General features: G+C 70.9%; 14 protein-coding genes. 10 read left to right on the top strand and 4 right to left on the bottom strand.

All coding sequences use genetic code 11. The annotated features are described in order from the left end of the window. The first annotated feature begins 53 nt into the window (after positions 1 to 53). From rifK to ACLJQF_RS04585, 5 genes are all read left to right on the top strand, one after another. Positions 54 to 1,220, top strand: coding sequence for a 3-amino-5-hydroxybenzoate synthase (rifK, locus tag ACLJQF_RS04605; RefSeq protein ID WP_410606944.1), 1,167 nt, complete (start codon positions 54 to 56; stop codon positions 1,218 to 1,220). Between the two features lie 73 nt (positions 1,221 to 1,293). Next, entirely contained in the window at positions 1,294 to 2,361 is a 1,068-nt protein-coding gene (locus ACLJQF_RS04600; RefSeq protein ID WP_410606943.1) for a Gfo/Idh/MocA family protein, read from the top strand. 12 nt (positions 2,362 to 2,373) lie between these two features. Then, positions 2,374 to 3,072 carry an HAD-IA family hydrolase gene (locus tag ACLJQF_RS04595; RefSeq protein ID WP_410606942.1) on the top strand — a complete coding sequence of 233 codons (699 nt, stop codon included), beginning with the start codon at positions 2,374 to 2,376 and terminating at the stop codon, positions 3,070 to 3,072. A 4-nt stretch (positions 3,073 to 3,076) separates the two neighbouring features. Then, positions 3,077 to 4,021: a kanosamine kinase gene (gene rifN / locus ACLJQF_RS04590; protein WP_410606941.1), complete on the top strand. Its 945-nt coding sequence runs from the start codon at positions 3,077 to 3,079 to the stop codon at positions 4,019 to 4,021. Continuing rightward, entirely contained in the window at positions 4,014 to 5,237 is a 1,224-nt protein-coding gene (locus ACLJQF_RS04585) for a cytochrome P450 (protein ID WP_410606940.1), read from the top strand. Before rifN ends, ACLJQF_RS04585 begins: the two co-directional genes overlap by 8 nt. A gap of 74 nt (positions 5,238 to 5,311) precedes the next feature. Here the strand turns inward: ACLJQF_RS04585 and ACLJQF_RS04580 are convergent, their stop codons facing one another. Both ACLJQF_RS04580 and ACLJQF_RS04575 read right to left on the bottom strand, forming a co-directional pair. Further along, on the bottom strand, positions 5,312 to 6,502 hold the full coding sequence (locus ACLJQF_RS04580) for a cytochrome P450 (protein ID WP_410606939.1): 1,191 nt from the start codon (positions 6,500 to 6,502) through the stop codon (positions 5,312 to 5,314). Between the two features lie 193 nt (positions 6,503 to 6,695). Then, positions 6,696 to 8,165 (bottom strand): MDR family MFS transporter, encoded by a 1,470-nt coding sequence (locus tag ACLJQF_RS04575; protein WP_410606938.1) that lies wholly within the window; start codon positions 8,163 to 8,165, stop codon positions 6,696 to 6,698. Positions 8,166 to 8,257: 92 nt separating this feature from the next. On the opposite strand from ACLJQF_RS04575, the gene ACLJQF_RS04570 reads away from it, so the two are divergent. The 5 genes from ACLJQF_RS04570 to ACLJQF_RS04550 all read left to right on the top strand — a co-directional run bounded on the left by ACLJQF_RS04570 (position 8,258) and on the right by ACLJQF_RS04550 (position 13,230). Continuing rightward, positions 8,258 to 8,848, top strand: a complete 591-nt coding sequence (locus ACLJQF_RS04570; RefSeq protein WP_410606937.1) for a TetR/AcrR family transcriptional regulator — start codon at positions 8,258 to 8,260, stop codon at positions 8,846 to 8,848. A 122-nt stretch (positions 8,849 to 8,970) separates the two neighbouring features. After that, a complete protein-coding gene (locus tag ACLJQF_RS04565) occupies positions 8,971 to 10,149 on the top strand; it encodes a cytochrome P450 (protein WP_410606936.1) in 1,179 nt (392 codons plus the stop codon). A gap of 40 nt (positions 10,150 to 10,189) precedes the next feature. Beyond that, positions 10,190 to 11,011, top strand: coding sequence for an SAM-dependent methyltransferase (locus tag ACLJQF_RS04560; RefSeq protein WP_410606935.1), 822 nt, complete (start codon positions 10,190 to 10,192; stop codon positions 11,009 to 11,011). A 107-nt stretch (positions 11,012 to 11,118) separates the two neighbouring features. Next, positions 11,119 to 11,631, top strand: a complete 513-nt coding sequence (locus ACLJQF_RS04555; protein ID WP_410606934.1) for a nuclear transport factor 2 family protein — start codon at positions 11,119 to 11,121, stop codon at positions 11,629 to 11,631. 282 nt (positions 11,632 to 11,913) lie between these two features. Continuing rightward, positions 11,914 to 13,230, top strand: coding sequence for a cytochrome P450 family protein (locus tag ACLJQF_RS04550; RefSeq protein ID WP_410606933.1), 1,317 nt, complete (start codon positions 11,914 to 11,916; stop codon positions 13,228 to 13,230). A 170-nt stretch (positions 13,231 to 13,400) separates the two neighbouring features. Here the strand turns inward: ACLJQF_RS04550 and ACLJQF_RS04545 are convergent, their stop codons facing one another. Together ACLJQF_RS04545 and ACLJQF_RS04540 are read right to left on the bottom strand one after the other, a co-directional pair. Then, positions 13,401 to 13,730: a non-heme iron oxygenase ferredoxin subunit gene (locus ACLJQF_RS04545; protein ID WP_410606932.1), complete on the bottom strand. Its 330-nt coding sequence runs from the start codon at positions 13,728 to 13,730 to the stop codon at positions 13,401 to 13,403. Between the two features lie 11 nt (positions 13,731 to 13,741). Further along, complete coding sequence (locus tag ACLJQF_RS04540; protein WP_410606931.1) at positions 13,742 to 15,007, bottom strand: cytochrome P450 family protein; 1,266 nt, start codon at positions 15,005 to 15,007, stop codon at positions 13,742 to 13,744. Between the last annotated feature and the right edge of the window lie 15 nt (positions 15,008 to 15,022).

Below are 15,022 nucleotides of genomic sequence, written 5' to 3'. Positions count from 1 at the left end.
ACATGGCACGGGCTTTTTCCGCCATTCGAACCCCAGCGGAGATTCGGAGAACCATGAACGCGCGAAAGGCACCGGAATTCCCCGCGTGGCCGCAGTACGACGACGCCGAGCGGGACGGTCTGGTCCGCGCGCTCGAACAGGGTCAGTGGTGGCGCATGGGCGGGGACGAGGTGAACTCCTTCGAGCGCGAGTTCGCCGCCCACCACGGCGCCGCGCACGCGCTGGCGGTCACGAACGGAACGCACGCGCTGGAACTCGCCCTGCAGGTGATGGGCGTCGGCCCGGGCACCGAGGTCATCGTGCCCGCCTTCACCTTCATCTCCTCGTCCCAGGCGGCCCAGCGGCTCGGCGCGGTCACCGTCCCGGTCGACGTCGACGCGGCCACCTACAACCTCGACCCGGAGGCGGTCGCGGCCGCCGTCACCCCGCGCACCAAGGTGATCATGCCGGTGCACATGGCCGGGCTGATGGCCGACATGGACGCGCTGGCGAAGCTTTCCGCCGACACCGGAGTGGCGCTGCTGCAGGACGCCGCGCACGCGCACGGCGCGCGCTGGCAGGGCAAGCGCGTCGGCGAGCTGGACAGCATCGCCACCTTCAGCTTCCAGAACGGCAAGCTGATGACGGCGGGCGAAGGCGGCGCCGTCGTGTTCCCCGAGGGCGAAACCGAAAAGTACGAGACGGCGTTCCTCCGGCACAGCTGCGGCCGTCCCCGCGAGGACCGCCGGTACATGCACAAGATCGCCGGCTCCAACATGCGGCTCAACGAATTCTCCGCGTCCGTGCTGCGCGCGCAGCTGGCCCGCCTCGACGAGCAGATCGCCGTGCGCGACGAGCGCTGGACGCTGCTGTCCCGGCTGCTCGGCGCGATCGACGGCGTCGTGCCCCAGGGCGGCGACGTCCGCGCCGACCGCAACTCCCACTACATGGCCATGTTCCGCATCCCCGGGCTCACCGAGGAACGCCGCAACGCACTGGTCGACCGGCTCGTCGAGGCCGGCCTTCCCGCCTTCGCGGCGTTCCGTGCGATCTACCGCACCGACGCCTTCTGGGAGCTCGGCGCTCCCGACGAGACCGTGGACGCGATCGCGCGGCGCTGCCCGAACACCGACGCGATCAGCCGCGACTGCGTCTGGCTGCACCACCGGGTGCTGCTGGCCGGCGAGCCGGAGCTGCACGCGACCGCCGAGATCATCGCCGCCGAAGTGGCCCGGGCATGAACGAGCCTGCGAGTGAATCATTCAACACAGCGCTTGCCGCTCAGGCCGCGCCGAGCGTCAGCGAGGTGTGCGCATGAACGTCCGGGCCGCGGTGGTCGGGCTCGGCTGGGCGGGGCGGGAACTGTGGCTGCCCCTGCTGCGCGAGCACGCCGACATCGAGGTGGTCGCCGCCGTCGACGCCGACCCGGCGTCCCGGCAGGCGTTCACGAAGGCGACCGGCATCCCCACGCACGCCGCGGTGTCCGCGCTGACCGCGCGCGACGTCGACCTCGCCGTCGTCGCGGTGCCCAACTACCTGCACACCGAGGTGGCGGGCGCGCTGCTCGCCACCGGGATCTCCGTCTTCCTCGAGAAGCCGGTCTGCCTGACCTCGGCCGAGATCGACGTCCTCGCGGCGGCCGAACGCAGCGGCGGCATGCTGCTGGCCGGCAGCGCCGCCCGCTACCGCGGTGACGTCGGGGCGCTGCGGGAGGTCGTGCCGGAGCTCGGCGACATCCGGCACGTCGCGATGGGCTGGATCCGGGCGCGGGGCGTCCCACGCGCCGGCGGCTGGTTCACCCAGCGCGAAAAGGCCGGCGGGGGAGCGCTGTACGACCTCGGCTGGCACCTGCTCGACACCCTCGCGTCCCTGCTCGGCCCGGCCGCCTTCACCCAGGTGATCGGCGTGACTTCGGACGACTTCGTCAACGCCGGCGCCTGGCGCGCGGCGTGGCGGCAGGACCAGCTCGGCGCCGACCCCGCCGACGTCGAGGACACCGCGCGCGGCTTCCTGGTCCGCGACGACGGCGTCTCGGTCTCGCTGCGGGCGAGCTGGGCCTCGCACCAGGCGCGGGACGTCTCGGTGATCCACGTCGAGGGCAGCGCCGGCACCGCGGATCTGCGGTGCACCTTCGGTTTCAGCCCCAACCGGGAGCCCGAACCCGTGCTGACGGTGACCCGCGAGGGCGCCACGACCCAGCTTCCGGTGCCGCCCGAGCGCATCGGCGTCGAATACACGCGCCAGGTGGACGACCTCGTCGTGATGCTGGCCGATCCCGGCAACCGCGGCCGGGCCGTCGCCGAAGCGCGGCCGATCGTCTCGATGATCGAGAACTTCTACGCCTCCGCGGGCTCGGCGCGCGCGATCCCGGCGTACCAGTAGAGAGGGCGCTCCATGACATTCCCGATCGTCGACCGGCCGGACACCGGGGCCGATCCCTCGGTCCCGGTCCGGCACGCGGTCATCTTCGACCTCGACGGCGTCGTCGTCGACAGCTTCGCGGTGATGAGCGAGGCCTTCGCCATCGCCTACGCCGAAGTCGTCGGTGACGGGCCCGCACCCTTCGAGGAGTACCGGCGCCACCTCGGCCGCTACTTCCCGGACATCATGCGGATCATGGACCTCCCCCTGGAAATGGAGGAACCCTTCGTCCGCGAGAGCTACCGCCTCGCGAGCGAGGTCCAGGTCTTCGACGGCGTCACCGAGCTGCTGCTGACGCTGCGGGCGCGCGGCCTGCGGCTGGCCATCGCCACCGGCAAGAGCGGGCCGCGGGCGCGGTCCCTGCTGGACAACCTCGGCCTGCTCCCGTTCTTCGAGCACGTCATCGGCTCCGACGAGGTCGCCCGGCCCAAGCCGGCGCCCGACATCGTGCGGCACGCGCTGAACCTGCTGGACGTCCCGCCCGAGCGGGCCATCATGATCGGCGACGCGCCCACCGACCTGGCCAGCGCGCGCGGCGCCGGCGTCGCTTCGGCCGCGGCGCTGTGGGCGCCCCCGGACGACATCGGCGAGCTGCTCGCCGCGGGTCCCGACGTCGTGCTGCGGCAGCCGGCCGACCTGCTCGCGCTCTGCCCGTCGGTGCCCGCCCGCTGACCCCATGAAAACTCCGTACCACCTCGGCATCGACGTCGGCGGCACCAAGGTCGCCTTCCGCGTCGAAACCGGCACCGCGTGCCTCGAGGAGACGTCGTTCGGCTGGGGCCCCCGGCACCGCGTCGAGGACGACCTCGCGCAGCTGGCCGCCCACGTGGCCGGGCTGCGCGACCGGCTCGGCACCCCGCCGGTCGCGGTCGGCGTCGCGATGCCCGGCACAGTCGGCCCGGACGGCCGGGTCGTCGCCTGGCCCAGCCGTCCGGAATGGACCGGAGCCGACCTGAAAACGGCGCTGCACGAGCTGTTCCCCGAAGCGGCCGTCGCCTGGGCGGACGACGGCGACCTCGGTGCGCTCGCCGAGGCCCGGGCGTCGGGCTGCGGGAACCTGCTATACATCGGGATCGGCACCGGCGTCGGCGGCGGTCTGGTCCTCGGTGGCGTGCCGTGCCCCGGACTCGGCCGCGGTTCGTTCGAGATCGGGCACGTGCTCGTCGAGCTGGGCGGAGCGCGGTGTGTCTGCGGCCGCCGCGGCTGCCTCCAGGCGCTCGCCTCGGGCCCGGCGACCCTCCGGCGCGCGGGCTCGCTGCGCGGAGCCGACGTCACGTTCGACGACCTGCGCGAGGCGGTGCGCGGCGAAGAGCCGTGGGCGCTCGAGGCGCTCGACGTGACGGCCCGGGCCGTGGCGGCCGCGGTGACGAGTGTCCAGGAGCTCGTCCACCCGGAGCGCGCGCTGCTCGGTGGCGGCTTCGCGGCCGGGATCCCCGAACTCACCGGGCTCGTCGCCGGGCACCTCGACGCACTGGTCCGCCCCGGTCTGTCCCCGCTGCCGCTGGCACCGGCCGCGCTGGGCGGCCTGTCCTCCCTGCGCGGCGCGGTGGCACTCGCCCGCCTGATCGCCGGCGGATCCGGCGAGAGGGAGAACGTCACACAATGGAGAACAGATGACTGAAACGACCGTCGACGCCCGCTGCCCGGTGGCCTTCCCGCTGGAACGCCTCGCGCCGCCGGAACCGGCCGCCGAGTACCGCCGGCTGCGCGCCGAGGACCCGATCATCAAGGTCTCGCTGCCGACCGAGCAAGAAGCCTGGCTGGTCACCAGACACGCCGACGTCCGGGCGCTGCTGGTCGACGAACGGATGAGCGCCGACCGCAGCCACCCCAACTTCCCGCTGCGCCGGCCGGTGCAGCAGGTGCTGCGCAAGGGGTTCAGCGCCCAGGCCAAGTCGCTGCTCGCGCTGGACCTGCCGGAGCACACCGCGCCCCGGCAGATGCTGGCCAACGAGTTCACCCTCCGCCGGATCAACACGCTGCGGCCGGTCATCCAGCAGATCGTGGACGAGCGGATCGACGCGATGCTCGCCGCGGGCCCGCCGGCCGATCTGGTCCACGACCTGGCGACGCAGGTGCCGTCCCGGATGATCTGCGAGCTGCTCGGCGTCCCGCTGGACAGCCGGGAGTTCTTCCAGGACCGCACGCTGGTCCTGCAACTGCCGGGCAGCACCCCGGAACAGCAGCTGGCGGCGGCCGAGGACCTGAACAAGTTCCTGGACGAACTGGTCACGGAAAAGGAGCTGGCGCCGAGCGACGACGTGCTCGGCCGGCTGATCGTCCGCAACCGGGGGACCGGGGTGTACACCCACGACCTGCTGGTCGGCATGGCGCAGAACCTGCTCATCGGCGGCCACGAGACCACCATCAACGCGATCGCCCTCGGCACCATCGGCCTGCTGCAGCGTCCGGAGGTCATCGACGGGCTGCGGGCCGACCCGGCGCTGATCGTCTCGACCGTCGAAGAGATCCTGCGCTACTACCCGATCTTCGACGTGATGGTCCGGGTGGCCAAGGCGGACATCGAAATCGGCGGCGTGACGATCAAGGCGGGCGATGGAGTGGTGCTGGCGCTGGGTTCCAGCAACCGCGACGAAGCCCGCTTCGCCGACGCGGACACGTTCGACGCCCACCGCGGCGACCGCCACCACATCACGTTCGGCCACGGGATCCACCAATGCCTCGGCCAGAACCTGGCCCGGGTGGAGCTGGAGATCGTGTTCGGCACCCTGTTCCGCCGGATGCCGACGCTGCGGCTGGCCGTCGACGTCGAAGCGGTGCCGTTCAAGGTGACCTCGACGATCACCGGCGTGTTCAGCCTGCCGGTCACCTGGTAGCCCTCGTGAGTGGTAATTCGGGTTCTAACCCGAATTACCACTCACGACAAGCCGCGGCAGCCTGACCGCGCGAGCTACCAGGTGACGGGCAGCTCGACCAGCCCGGTGAAGGACTCCCCCGGCTGGACCGGGATTTCGCCCGCCGGGTCGGCGAGGCGCAGGCCGGGCAGCCGCTCGAGCAGCGTGCCGAAGGCGATCTCCATGATGGCGCGCGCCAGGTCCATGCCCACGCACTCATGGGGACCGGCCCCGTAGCCCAGGTGGTCGCCGGGGTCGGGGCGGTGCCAGTCCAGGACTTCCGGCTGCCGGTAGTGCTTCTCGTCCCGGTTGATCAGGGACAGCACGAAGAACACGCCGTCGCCCTCGGCGATCGTCGTTCCGTCGACCTCGATGTCGGCCGCGGCGACCCGCTGGATGCCGTCGGTGACCGCCACGAGCCGGCTCAGCTCGTCGACCGCCGCGGGCAGCAGCGACGGGTCGGCGCGCAGCTCGGCGAGCCGCTCGGGGTGCTGGAGCAGCGCGCTCGCGCCGATCGCGATCGAGCTCGACGTCGTGTGGTGGCCGCTCACCAGCATGATCAGCACCAGCTGGAGGACCTCCGCGGTACCGCGGTCCCCGACGACGGCGAGGTAGGCGTCGAGCAGGCTGTCGGTCGGGTGCTGTCCGGCCAGCTTGGTCAGGTACGCCACGAGTTCGTCGTAGGCCGTCACCGCGGCCGGGCCGAACAGCTGCCCGGTCTGCTGCTTGAAGTACTCCTGGTCTTCGCGCGGAATGCCCAGCGCCTCGTACAGCGAGAACAGCGCCGCGGGCGACGCGAACGCCGTGACCAGGTCCGCGGGCGCACCGTGGGCGACCATCTCGGCCACCTGCCGGTCGACGACTGCTTGGAGCTTCGGCCGCAGGGCGTCGATCAGCCCCGGCGTGAAGCCCGCCTCGGCGACCGCCCGCCGGGCGCGGTGCTCGGGGTCGTCGACGCCGACGAGCGCGGTGAGCCGGCCGATGACCTTCTTCTGGTCCGCGCCGAAGTTCCGCGCCGCCGCGGCGGCCGCGTTGGCCACTGGCCACGAGGGATCGCTGTGGTCGCTGGAAATCCGCGGATCGGCAAGAAGCCGCCGGGTTAGCGCATAGCCGGTGACGGCCCAGGCTTCCCGGCCGTCGTAGAGGGTGATCCGCGACAGCGGCCGCCGTTCGGCCAGCGCCTGGTAGCCGGGCGCCGGCCGGTAGGGGCAGGTCCGGTTTTGCGGGAAGGCAACGGGTTCGGTCATCAGGGGCTTCTCCTCGGGGAAGGAGCCGCGTCACCGGAACGACTCCGCCGGAGAACGATAGAAATTCGCGCCCGGCCGAGGATCCCCCATCCTGATAGGACTTTCCCGCAAAAGGCGAGGGCCTCTTCAGTCCGGCCGGCCGGACTGAAGAGGCCTCTCGACTGAGCCGTCAACGAGGGGGGAGGCTGACAGCTCAGGCTTCGGCGGCCACCCCGGCTTCCGTTTTGCCGGGGGCGGGCACGGGCTTGGGGCGGCCCGGGAGGAACAGGCACAGCGGCACCGCCAGCGCGGTGAAGCCGATCGACCACCAGAAGGTGGTGCCGTAGGCGTGGATGAGCGCGTCCGGGGTCTTCGCGCCGGCCGTGGCGTGCTGGAGGATCATGGCGAGGACCGCGATCCCCAGCGAGCCGCCGATCTGCTGGACGATGAGGACGAGGATGGTCGCGTTGGGGATCTGGGCGTGGTCGAGCCCGACGTAGGCGGAGCTGCCGAGCGGGATGGTGGCGACACCCATGCCGAGGCCGCGCACCAGCAGGAAGGCCATCAGCAGCAGGTCGGGGGTGCCGGCGGTGACGAACGCGAACGGCACGGTGGTCAGGACCACGGCGCTGAACCCGACGAGCGCGACCGTCCGGGGACCGATCTTGTCGGTGTAGCGGCCGGCGACCCACCGGGACAGCAGGGTGCCGACGCCCTGCGGGATGAGCAGCAGCCCCGCGCCGAGCGCGTCCACGCCCCGGGCCTGCTGCCAGAACAGCGGGAGCAGCAGCATCGCGCCGTACAGCGTCGCGCCGCTCAGGAAGTACAGCACCGACGACGAGGCGACCGAACGGTGGCCGAACAGCCGGACGTTCACCAGCGCCCCGGTGCCCCGCGGCAGGGCCCAGGCGACGAAGCCGGCGACCAGTACGAGCCCGGTCAGGAGCGGGACCAGCACCTCGGCGCTGCCGAAGCCGGCGGCACCGGTCCGGGACAGGCCGAAGACGACGGCCGCGGCACCCGGTGACAGCAGGAGCAGGCCGACGACGTCGAGCCGGCCCCGGTCGCCGCCGGACCGGTCGTCGGGCAGGTTCCGCCACGCGAGCCAGAGGCCGACGACGCAGAACGGGATGTTGACCAGGAACAGCAGCCGCCAGTCGCCGGCGGCCAGCAGGAGGCCGCCCAGCACCGGCCCGAGGATGGGGCCGAGCGCGATGGGCAGGGAGATGGTCGCCATCACGCGGCCGGTGTGGCGGCCCTTGGCGGCCTGCATGATCAGGGTCATCATCAGCGGCATCATCAGGCCGCCGCTGACGCCCTGGACGGCCCGGAACACGATGAGGCTGGTGGCGTCCCACGCCACCGCGCAGAGCAGCGAGCCGGCCAGGAAGAGCCCGAGCGAGCCGAGCCACAGCCGCTTCCCGCCGAGCGCGGACTGCGCCCACCGGACGATCGGGATGGTGGCGAACATGGCCAGCAGGTAGCCGGTGCTCACCCACTGGATCGTGGCGATCGGGGTGTGCAGCTCGCGGGCCAGGTCGTTGATGGCAACGCTGACGATCGTGGTGTCGAACATCGCCGCCAGCGCGCCGACGATGATCGTGAACGCCAGCCGCCACACCGCGGGATCGACGCGGTCGGGGCCGGCGGGCGCGGGAGGAACGGACTCGCTGGACGAGGACACGGACACCTCCTAAGATACGTCTGTGTTTCTTATTTGCCTCATCGTAGGGTCGCATGAATAAGATGCGCAAGTGTTTCTTGAGGGAGGACGGGATGGCGGCTGAGCGGCGGCGGGGCGCGGTCCTGGAGCAGGCGCTGCTGGACGCGTCCTGGCGAGAGCTGGAAGAGGGCGGCTACGCCCGGTTCACGATGGACGCCGTCGCCGCGCGCGCCGGGACCAGCCGTCCGGTGCTGTACCGCCGCTGGAGCGACCGGTCCGAGCTGCTGCGCGCGACGATCGTCCACGCCCTGCAGCGCAACCGCGTCCGCGCACCCGAGGACACCGGCTCCCTGCGCGGCGACCTGCTGGCCCTGATGTCGGAGATCAGCCGGACCCGGGCCGAGTTCGTCACCATGATGAGCGTCCACCTCGCCGGGTACTTCGAGGAGACCGGCACCGACCCGGCCGCCCTGCGCGAGGTCATCGGGCACGACCGGCCGCACGCGCTCGACGTCGTGTACGAGCGCGCCGCGGCCCGGGGCGAGGTCGACCTGTCCACGCTCTCCGCCCGGGTCCGGGCGCTGCCGTTCACCTTGCTGCAGCTGGAACTGCTCACCACGCTCAAGACCGTGCCCGTCGCGGCCCTCGAGGAAATCCTCGACACGATCGTCCTGCCGCTGCTCCGCCCGGCCGGCGCGGGCTGACGGGCGTCGTGCGGCGCACCGATTCCACCAGGACTGAGGATGTCCCGGCCCCGGACGGGCAGGCAGGCTGGGGTGCCGTCACCGGCCGGTCGCGTCCCGCGGCCACCACCGAAGGGAACGTCATGGTCGCTGTTGCCGACACCTGGGGAGCCCCGCAGTCGCTGTTCTGGCTGCACGGGGGAACGCCGGCCGCGCCGGTCACCTTCGACCCGGCCACCAAGGTGTGGAACGTCTACGGCCACGCCGACGCGCTGCGGATCCTCAACGAGCCGGCGACCTTCTCCTCCGCGGTCCAGCGCAAGATCCCGATCGACGACCGGGTCAACGAGGGCAACCTGCTGCGCATGGACGGCGTGCCGCACGCCAAGCTGCGCAAGATCGTGAGCCGGGTCTTCACCCCGAAGGTGGTGGCGGGGCTCGAACCGAGGATCACCGAGCTGACGAAGGAACTGCTCGCCGACGTCGGCGAGCGCGACCGGTTCGAACTGGTCGAGCAGCTGGCCTACCCGCTGCCGGTGATCGTCATCGCCGAGCTGCTCGGGGTGCCCGCCGAGGACCATCCGCTGTTCAAGCAGTGGGTGGACATGATGTTCCGCGGCCGCGAAGAGATTTTCATCCAGGCGGACGGGGACGAGAAGGTCGTCATGGACGGCGCCGAGGAAGTCCTCCGCTACATCGCCGAGCACGTCGCGCGGCGCCGCTCGAACCCCGGCACCGACCTGCTCTCCAAGCTCGTCGAAGCCGAGGTCGACGGGGAGCGCCTCAGCGACGCCGAAGTGGTGAACTTCGGCTTCGTGCTGCTGCTCACCGGGCACATCACCACGACCATGCTGCTGGGCAACGCGGTGCTCTGCCTGGACACCTACCCGGAGTGGCAGGACCGGGTGCGCGCCGACCGGACGCTCGTGCCGCCGGTGATCGAGGAGTCCCTGCGGCTGCTCCCGCCGTTCGCCGCCGTTTCCCGGCTCACCAACGAAGAAGTCGAACTGAGCGGGCAGCGGATTCCCGCCGACGAGCTGCTGATGGTCTGGCTGGCGGCGGCCAACCGGGACGAGACCGCGTTCCCCGACCCGGACACCTTCGACCCGGCCCGCGATCCCAGCCACCTCTCCTTCGGGCGTGGGGTCCACTTCTGCATGGGCGCGCCGCTGGCACGGCTCGAAGGCCGCATCGCGTTGAACACCCTGCTGGACCGGTTCCCGCGGCTGCGCACCGATCCGCAGGACCGGCCGGTGTTCAAGACCATCCCGATCATGACCGGGATCGACAAACTCCCGCTGCTGACCGGGTTCCCCGGTTGAGCGCGCCCTGCCCGAACGAACTTCTGCCGAGGAGCAACCGGTGACGACGAACCCGACGCCGTTCAAGGTCGGCGAGGCCTACGACAGTTTCGCGGATCTGCTCGACCAGCTGTGGGGCGACAACCTGCACCACGGGTACTGGGACGACCCCGCCGGCGACATGACCCTGGAAGACGCCACCACCCGGCTGACCGACAAGCTGGCCGGGCTGCTGACCGTCGAGCCGGGCGACCGGCTGCTCGACATCGGTTGCGGCATCGGCGAACCCGCCATCCGCCTGGCCGCGGCCCACGACATCACCGGCGTCGGGATCTCGATCGCCGCCGGGCAGATCGAGCGCGCGAACACCCGCGCAGCCGCCGCCGGGCTGGCCGGGCGGCTGTCCTTCGAGCTCGCCGACGCGATGGAGCTGCCGTTCCCGGACGAGTCCTTCGACGTCGTCTGGGCGCTGGAATCGTTGCACCACATGCCGGACCGGTGGCACGTGGTGCGGCAGGCGGCCCGGGTGCTGCGGCCGGGCGGCCGGATCGCCATCGGCGACTTCATCCTCCGGAGCGCCGTCGGGAAAACGGCCGACGCCTCCAGTGTGGACCTGGTCGAGATGGGTGCGCTGAAGCTGGTCGAACTCGACGAGTACCGGTCCCGGCTCCGGGAGGCCGGGCTGGAGCCGGAGGTGGTCGAGGACGTCAGCGACCGCACCCGGCCGTCGTGGGGCAAGGCGGCGGAGCGGTTCGAGGCGTTGCGGGAGGAGGCTCTGCGGCACATCGGGTTGCAGCAGTTCGAAACCACGCTTTCGCGGTTCCGCCAGTTCGACGACGAGCCGGCGGTGGGGTACGTCCTGCTGACCGCCTGCAAAGCGTGAGTGAACCGCGAATTTTTCCCACCACACAAGAAAACCGCACCAAGGCAGGAGACAGCAAGACAATGAATGCAGGCAGAGTCGGTCGGACCAGGAACGGGTCCCTCCGCGTGGGCGGGCTGCTGGCGGTGCTCTTCGCCGCCCTCGTCACCGCGGGTTGCGGTGCCGGCAGCGCGTCCGGCGCGGACGCCCCCAAGGTCGACGACCGCGGTGAGATCACCCAGCAGATCTACCGGTTCTACGCCACGATGGAGGACCGGCAGTTCGACAAGCTGAACACGGTGCTCGCCGAGGGTGTCGTCGTCAAGACCCCCTTCGGTACCACCACCGGGCGCGACAAGGTGATCGCCCAGACGGCGGAAGCGGCCAAGCAGGAGGACCGCGCCCAGCACGTCGTGACCAACGTCCTCGTCGACGTGAACGGTGACAAGGCCACCGTGCGGGCGTTCGTGGACCAGCTCATCGGCAGCAGCAAGACGCCGCAGGGCAAGCTGGGCCCCCAGCCCACGACGACGGTCAACTCGCTCATGCGCTACGAAGCCGCCAAAACGGCGGACGGCTGGCGCCTGTCCCACATCGAGGGCGACGTCCTGTGGGCCGCGCAGGCTCCGGCCGGGCAGTGACCAAGAGGTTCTGAGAACAGCCGGTGGCCTGAACCACCGACTGGGGGCCCGACTTCGAATCGGCCGCGGATCGTGTCTCGCAAGAGGCAGGGTCCGCGGCCGACTCCTTTCCAAAAAGGACACTCCGGACATCTCACGCAAAACCTCGCCGGTGATCGCGATTTAGGGGCTCTACCAGGCGAAAGGACCGTCGAACTACTCACGTGGGTAATGGTTCCGCAGCCCCGTCTGGGCAAATCTTGGCTGGACTTCTTCTCATGATCGCCCCTCGGGAGGGGAAACATGGATACCAGCAGCGAGACCTGCCCCGTGGACACCGGCAGCGGGACCTGCCCCCTCGACATGAATGATCCGGAGCTGCTCCGAGATCCGTTCGGGGGGTACTCGCGGCTGCGCGAGGAGGGCCGCGTCGTCCGTGCCCTGTGGCCCGGCTCGACCACTCCGCTGTGGCTGTTCACCCGCTACGACGACGTCAAGGAAATGCTGGCGGACAAGCGGTTCGCGAACAACCCGGGCAGCGTGCCCGGCGCGGACGTCGAGAAGGTCCACCAGGAGCTGGTCGAGGCGCTCGGGCTCGAAGAGAAGTACATCAAGATCTTCACCAGCAGCCTGCTCGACGCCGACGGCGAGGACCACGTCCGGTTGCGCCGGCTGGTCTCGCGGGCCTTCACCGCGCGGCGCGTCATCGACCTGCGGCCCCGGGTGGAGGAGATCACCGCCCGGCTGCTGGACGACCTGGAACGCCAGGCGGCGGTGGACGACGAGGACGGCATCGGCGTCGTCGACCTCCTCGAGTACTTCACCTACAAGCTGCCGATCAACGTCATCTGCCAGCTGATCGGCATTCCCGAGCGCTACTGGCCCCAGTGGCGGCAGTGGGGCAAGGACGCGTTCTCGCTCGTCCCGGGCGCCCAGAACGAGCCGATGCGCGGCATGGTCGACCAGATCACCGAACTGGTCGCGCTGCGCCGCGCCGAGCCCGCCGACGACCTGCTGACCGGGCTGATCAACGCGCACGACGACGACGGCGGCGGGCTCACCGAGACCGAGCTGATCACGATGGTGCTGACGCTGGTGCTGGCCGGCACCGAGAACACCGCGCAGACGATCGGCAACGGCATGATCGCCCTGCTCACCCACCCCGACCAGCTGGCCGCGCTGCGCGCCGAACCCGGGCTGATGCCGGGGGCGGTCCACGAGCTGCTGCGCTGGTGCGGTGCGCTGCACAGCACGCAGTTCCGGCACGCGGTCGAGGACGTCGAGATCGCCGGCGCGAAGATCAAGCAGGGCGAGAAGACGATGGGCATGCTGGTCGCGGCCAACTACGACCCGCGGCACTTCGAGGACCCCATGCGGCTGGACATCCGCCGCCAGACCGACGGGCAGCGCGAACTGCACGTCGGCTTCGGCGCCGGCCTGCACTACTGCCTGGGCGCGCACCTGGCCAAGCAGGAGTTCGAGGTGGCGTTCACCGGCCTGATCAACCGCTTCCCCGACATGGAGCTGACCGGCCCGCCGGAGGAACTGGACCGCGGCAACATGCCCGGCTCGTGGCGGCTCAAGCGCCTGCCGGTCCGCCTGAAGGGCACCGCGAACTAGCCCCGAGCGCCCCAAGGCGGCCTTGGTTGCGTCTGACGCACCGAAGGCCGCCTTGGTTGCGTCTGACGCACCGAAGGCCACATTGGGGCGCTCGGGACGAACGCCGGAGATGGCCGAAAACCCAGTCTGAAGGGCCGGCGAGCAAAGCTCGCCGGCCCTTCAGGGTTGGCTCAGTTGACGGCGGTGCCGGCGTCCACGAAGACGTCGTCACCCTCGACGTGGACCCGGTAGACGTCCACCGGTTCGGTGCCGGGCGGGACGGACGGTTGGCCGGTCCGCAGGTCGAAGCACGCACCGTGCATCCAGCACTCGATGCCCTTGTCGGTCACCTCGCCCTCCGACAGGCGCTGGAAAGCGTGCGAGCACTCGTCCCGCAGCGCGTGCACCTCGTCGCCGTCGCGCACCAGCACGACGGGGACGTCACCCACCTTGACGGCGAACGGCTTCCGGTCGTCGAGGTCGGACAACGTGCACACTTTGGTCACATTCGGCGAACGCATGGCTTCCCCGTTCAGGACTTCGGCGCGACGAGCCGCACCGGGAGGTCCTTGGTGCGGGTGAAGCCGGGCCGCAGGATCCACGGGATCTCCTTGCGCGGCACCGCCAGCGTCATGTCCGGGAACCGGGTGTACAGCCCGCGCAGCGCCACTTCCGCCTCCAGGTAGGCGACGTGCTGGCCGAGACAGCGGTGGATGCCCTTGCCGAAGCCGAGGTGGCTCTCGCTGCCGACGGCGAGCCGGTCGATCTGCAGCTTCTCCGGCTCCGGGAACTTTCGCGGGTCGCTGTTGGCGGCCATGATCAGCGGCACGATCGGCATCCCGCGCGGGATCACCGTGCCGCCGACCTCGATGTCCTCCGTCGCGAACCGCGGCTGCCCGAACTGGATCGGGCCCAGGCGCTGCAGCTCGCGCACCGCCTGCGGCCACAGCGTCGGGTCCGCCTTCAGCCGCGCGAGCTCGTCCGGGTGCTCGTGCAGCGCCAGCACCGAGTTCCCGATCAGGTAGGTCGTCGTCTGGTGCCCGGCGGTGACCAGGCTGAACAGGATGCCGACCAGTTCGTCGTCGGTGGCGATGCCGGGGTTCTTCGCCTGCGCCTCGACGAGCGCGGTGACCATGTCGTCCTTCGGCTCGGCACGCCGACGCTCGATCATCGCGCGCGCGGCGATGAGCGTCTTTCGGACCTCCTCGGGCAGCCGCTTGCCGTCCAGGGTGGCCATCGCGTCACTCCACGCGCGCCACTGCGGGCGGTCCTCCGCGTCGACGCCGACCAGCTCGCAGATCACCGTGACCGGCAGCGGGTAGCAGTACGCGTCGACGAGGTCGACCGGCGTGCCGTCGCCGCCGGCCGCTTCCAGCTTGTCGAGCAGCTCCGCGGTGAGTGCCTCGACGCGCGGGCGGAACTTGCCGACGCGGTGCGCGGTGAGCGCGTAGGAGACCAGCTTGCGCAGCCGGGCGTGCTCCTCGCCGTCGGAGGCGTTGATGAGGTTCTTCAGCCAGGGGATCAGCTCCTCCGGCATGTCCAGGTGCCGGAAGACGCCGTTGCGGATGTCCTCGGCGGGGGAGTCGGCCAGCGGGTTGCACTGGAACCGCTGGTCCATCAGGACCTGGCGCACGTCTTCGTAGCGGGCGGCCAGGTACATCGGCGGCCCGCCCATGAAGCCGCCGATCTGCAGCGTCGGTGCCTCGCGGACCGCGGCGTGCGCTCCCCACGGGTCGGCGACCACTTCCGGGGAGAACAGGTCGACCGGTTCGGCCGAAGTCTCGGCAGTGGTGGTCATGGGTTCTTCCTTTCC

It is taken from the genome of Amycolatopsis sp. lyj-109 (genome assembly GCF_046548995.1).
GTDB lineage: Bacteria > Actinomycetota > Actinomycetes > Mycobacteriales > Pseudonocardiaceae > Amycolatopsis.
Note: the sequence above shows the minus strand (reverse complement) of the source record. Positions and strands in the feature narration are given on the sequence as shown.

What these genes read in the sequence shown, in the direction of transcription:
- rifN (WP_410606941.1), top strand. Translation starts at nt 3,077, where the DNA reads ATGAAAACTCCGTACCACCTCGGCATCGACGTCGGCGGCACCAAGGTC.
- ACLJQF_RS04545 (WP_410606932.1), bottom strand. Translation starts at nt 13,730, where the DNA reads ATGCGTTCGCCGAATGTGACCAAAGTGTGCACGTTGTCCGACCTCGAC.
- ACLJQF_RS04585 (WP_410606940.1), top strand. Translation starts at nt 4,014, where the DNA reads ATGACTGAAACGACCGTCGACGCCCGCTGCCCGGTGGCCTTCCCGCTG.
- ACLJQF_RS04595 (WP_410606942.1), top strand. Translation starts at nt 2,374, where the DNA reads ATGACATTCCCGATCGTCGACCGGCCGGACACCGGGGCCGATCCCTCG.
- ACLJQF_RS04550 (WP_410606933.1), top strand. Translation starts at nt 11,914, where the DNA reads ATGGATACCAGCAGCGAGACCTGCCCCGTGGACACCGGCAGCGGGACC.
- ACLJQF_RS04580 (WP_410606939.1), bottom strand. Translation starts at nt 6,502, where the DNA reads ATGACCGAACCCGTTGCCTTCCCGCAAAACCGGACCTGCCCCTACCGG.
- ACLJQF_RS04565 (WP_410606936.1), top strand. Translation starts at nt 8,971, where the DNA reads ATGGTCGCTGTTGCCGACACCTGGGGAGCCCCGCAGTCGCTGTTCTGG.
- rifK (WP_410606944.1), top strand. Translation starts at nt 54, where the DNA reads ATGAACGCGCGAAAGGCACCGGAATTCCCCGCGTGGCCGCAGTACGAC.
- ACLJQF_RS04570 (WP_410606937.1), top strand. Translation starts at nt 8,258, where the DNA reads ATGGCGGCTGAGCGGCGGCGGGGCGCGGTCCTGGAGCAGGCGCTGCTG.
- ACLJQF_RS04540 (WP_410606931.1), bottom strand. Translation starts at nt 15,007, where the DNA reads ATGACCACCACTGCCGAGACTTCGGCCGAACCGGTCGACCTGTTCTCC.
- ACLJQF_RS04600 (WP_410606943.1), top strand. Translation starts at nt 1,294, where the DNA reads ATGAACGTCCGGGCCGCGGTGGTCGGGCTCGGCTGGGCGGGGCGGGAA.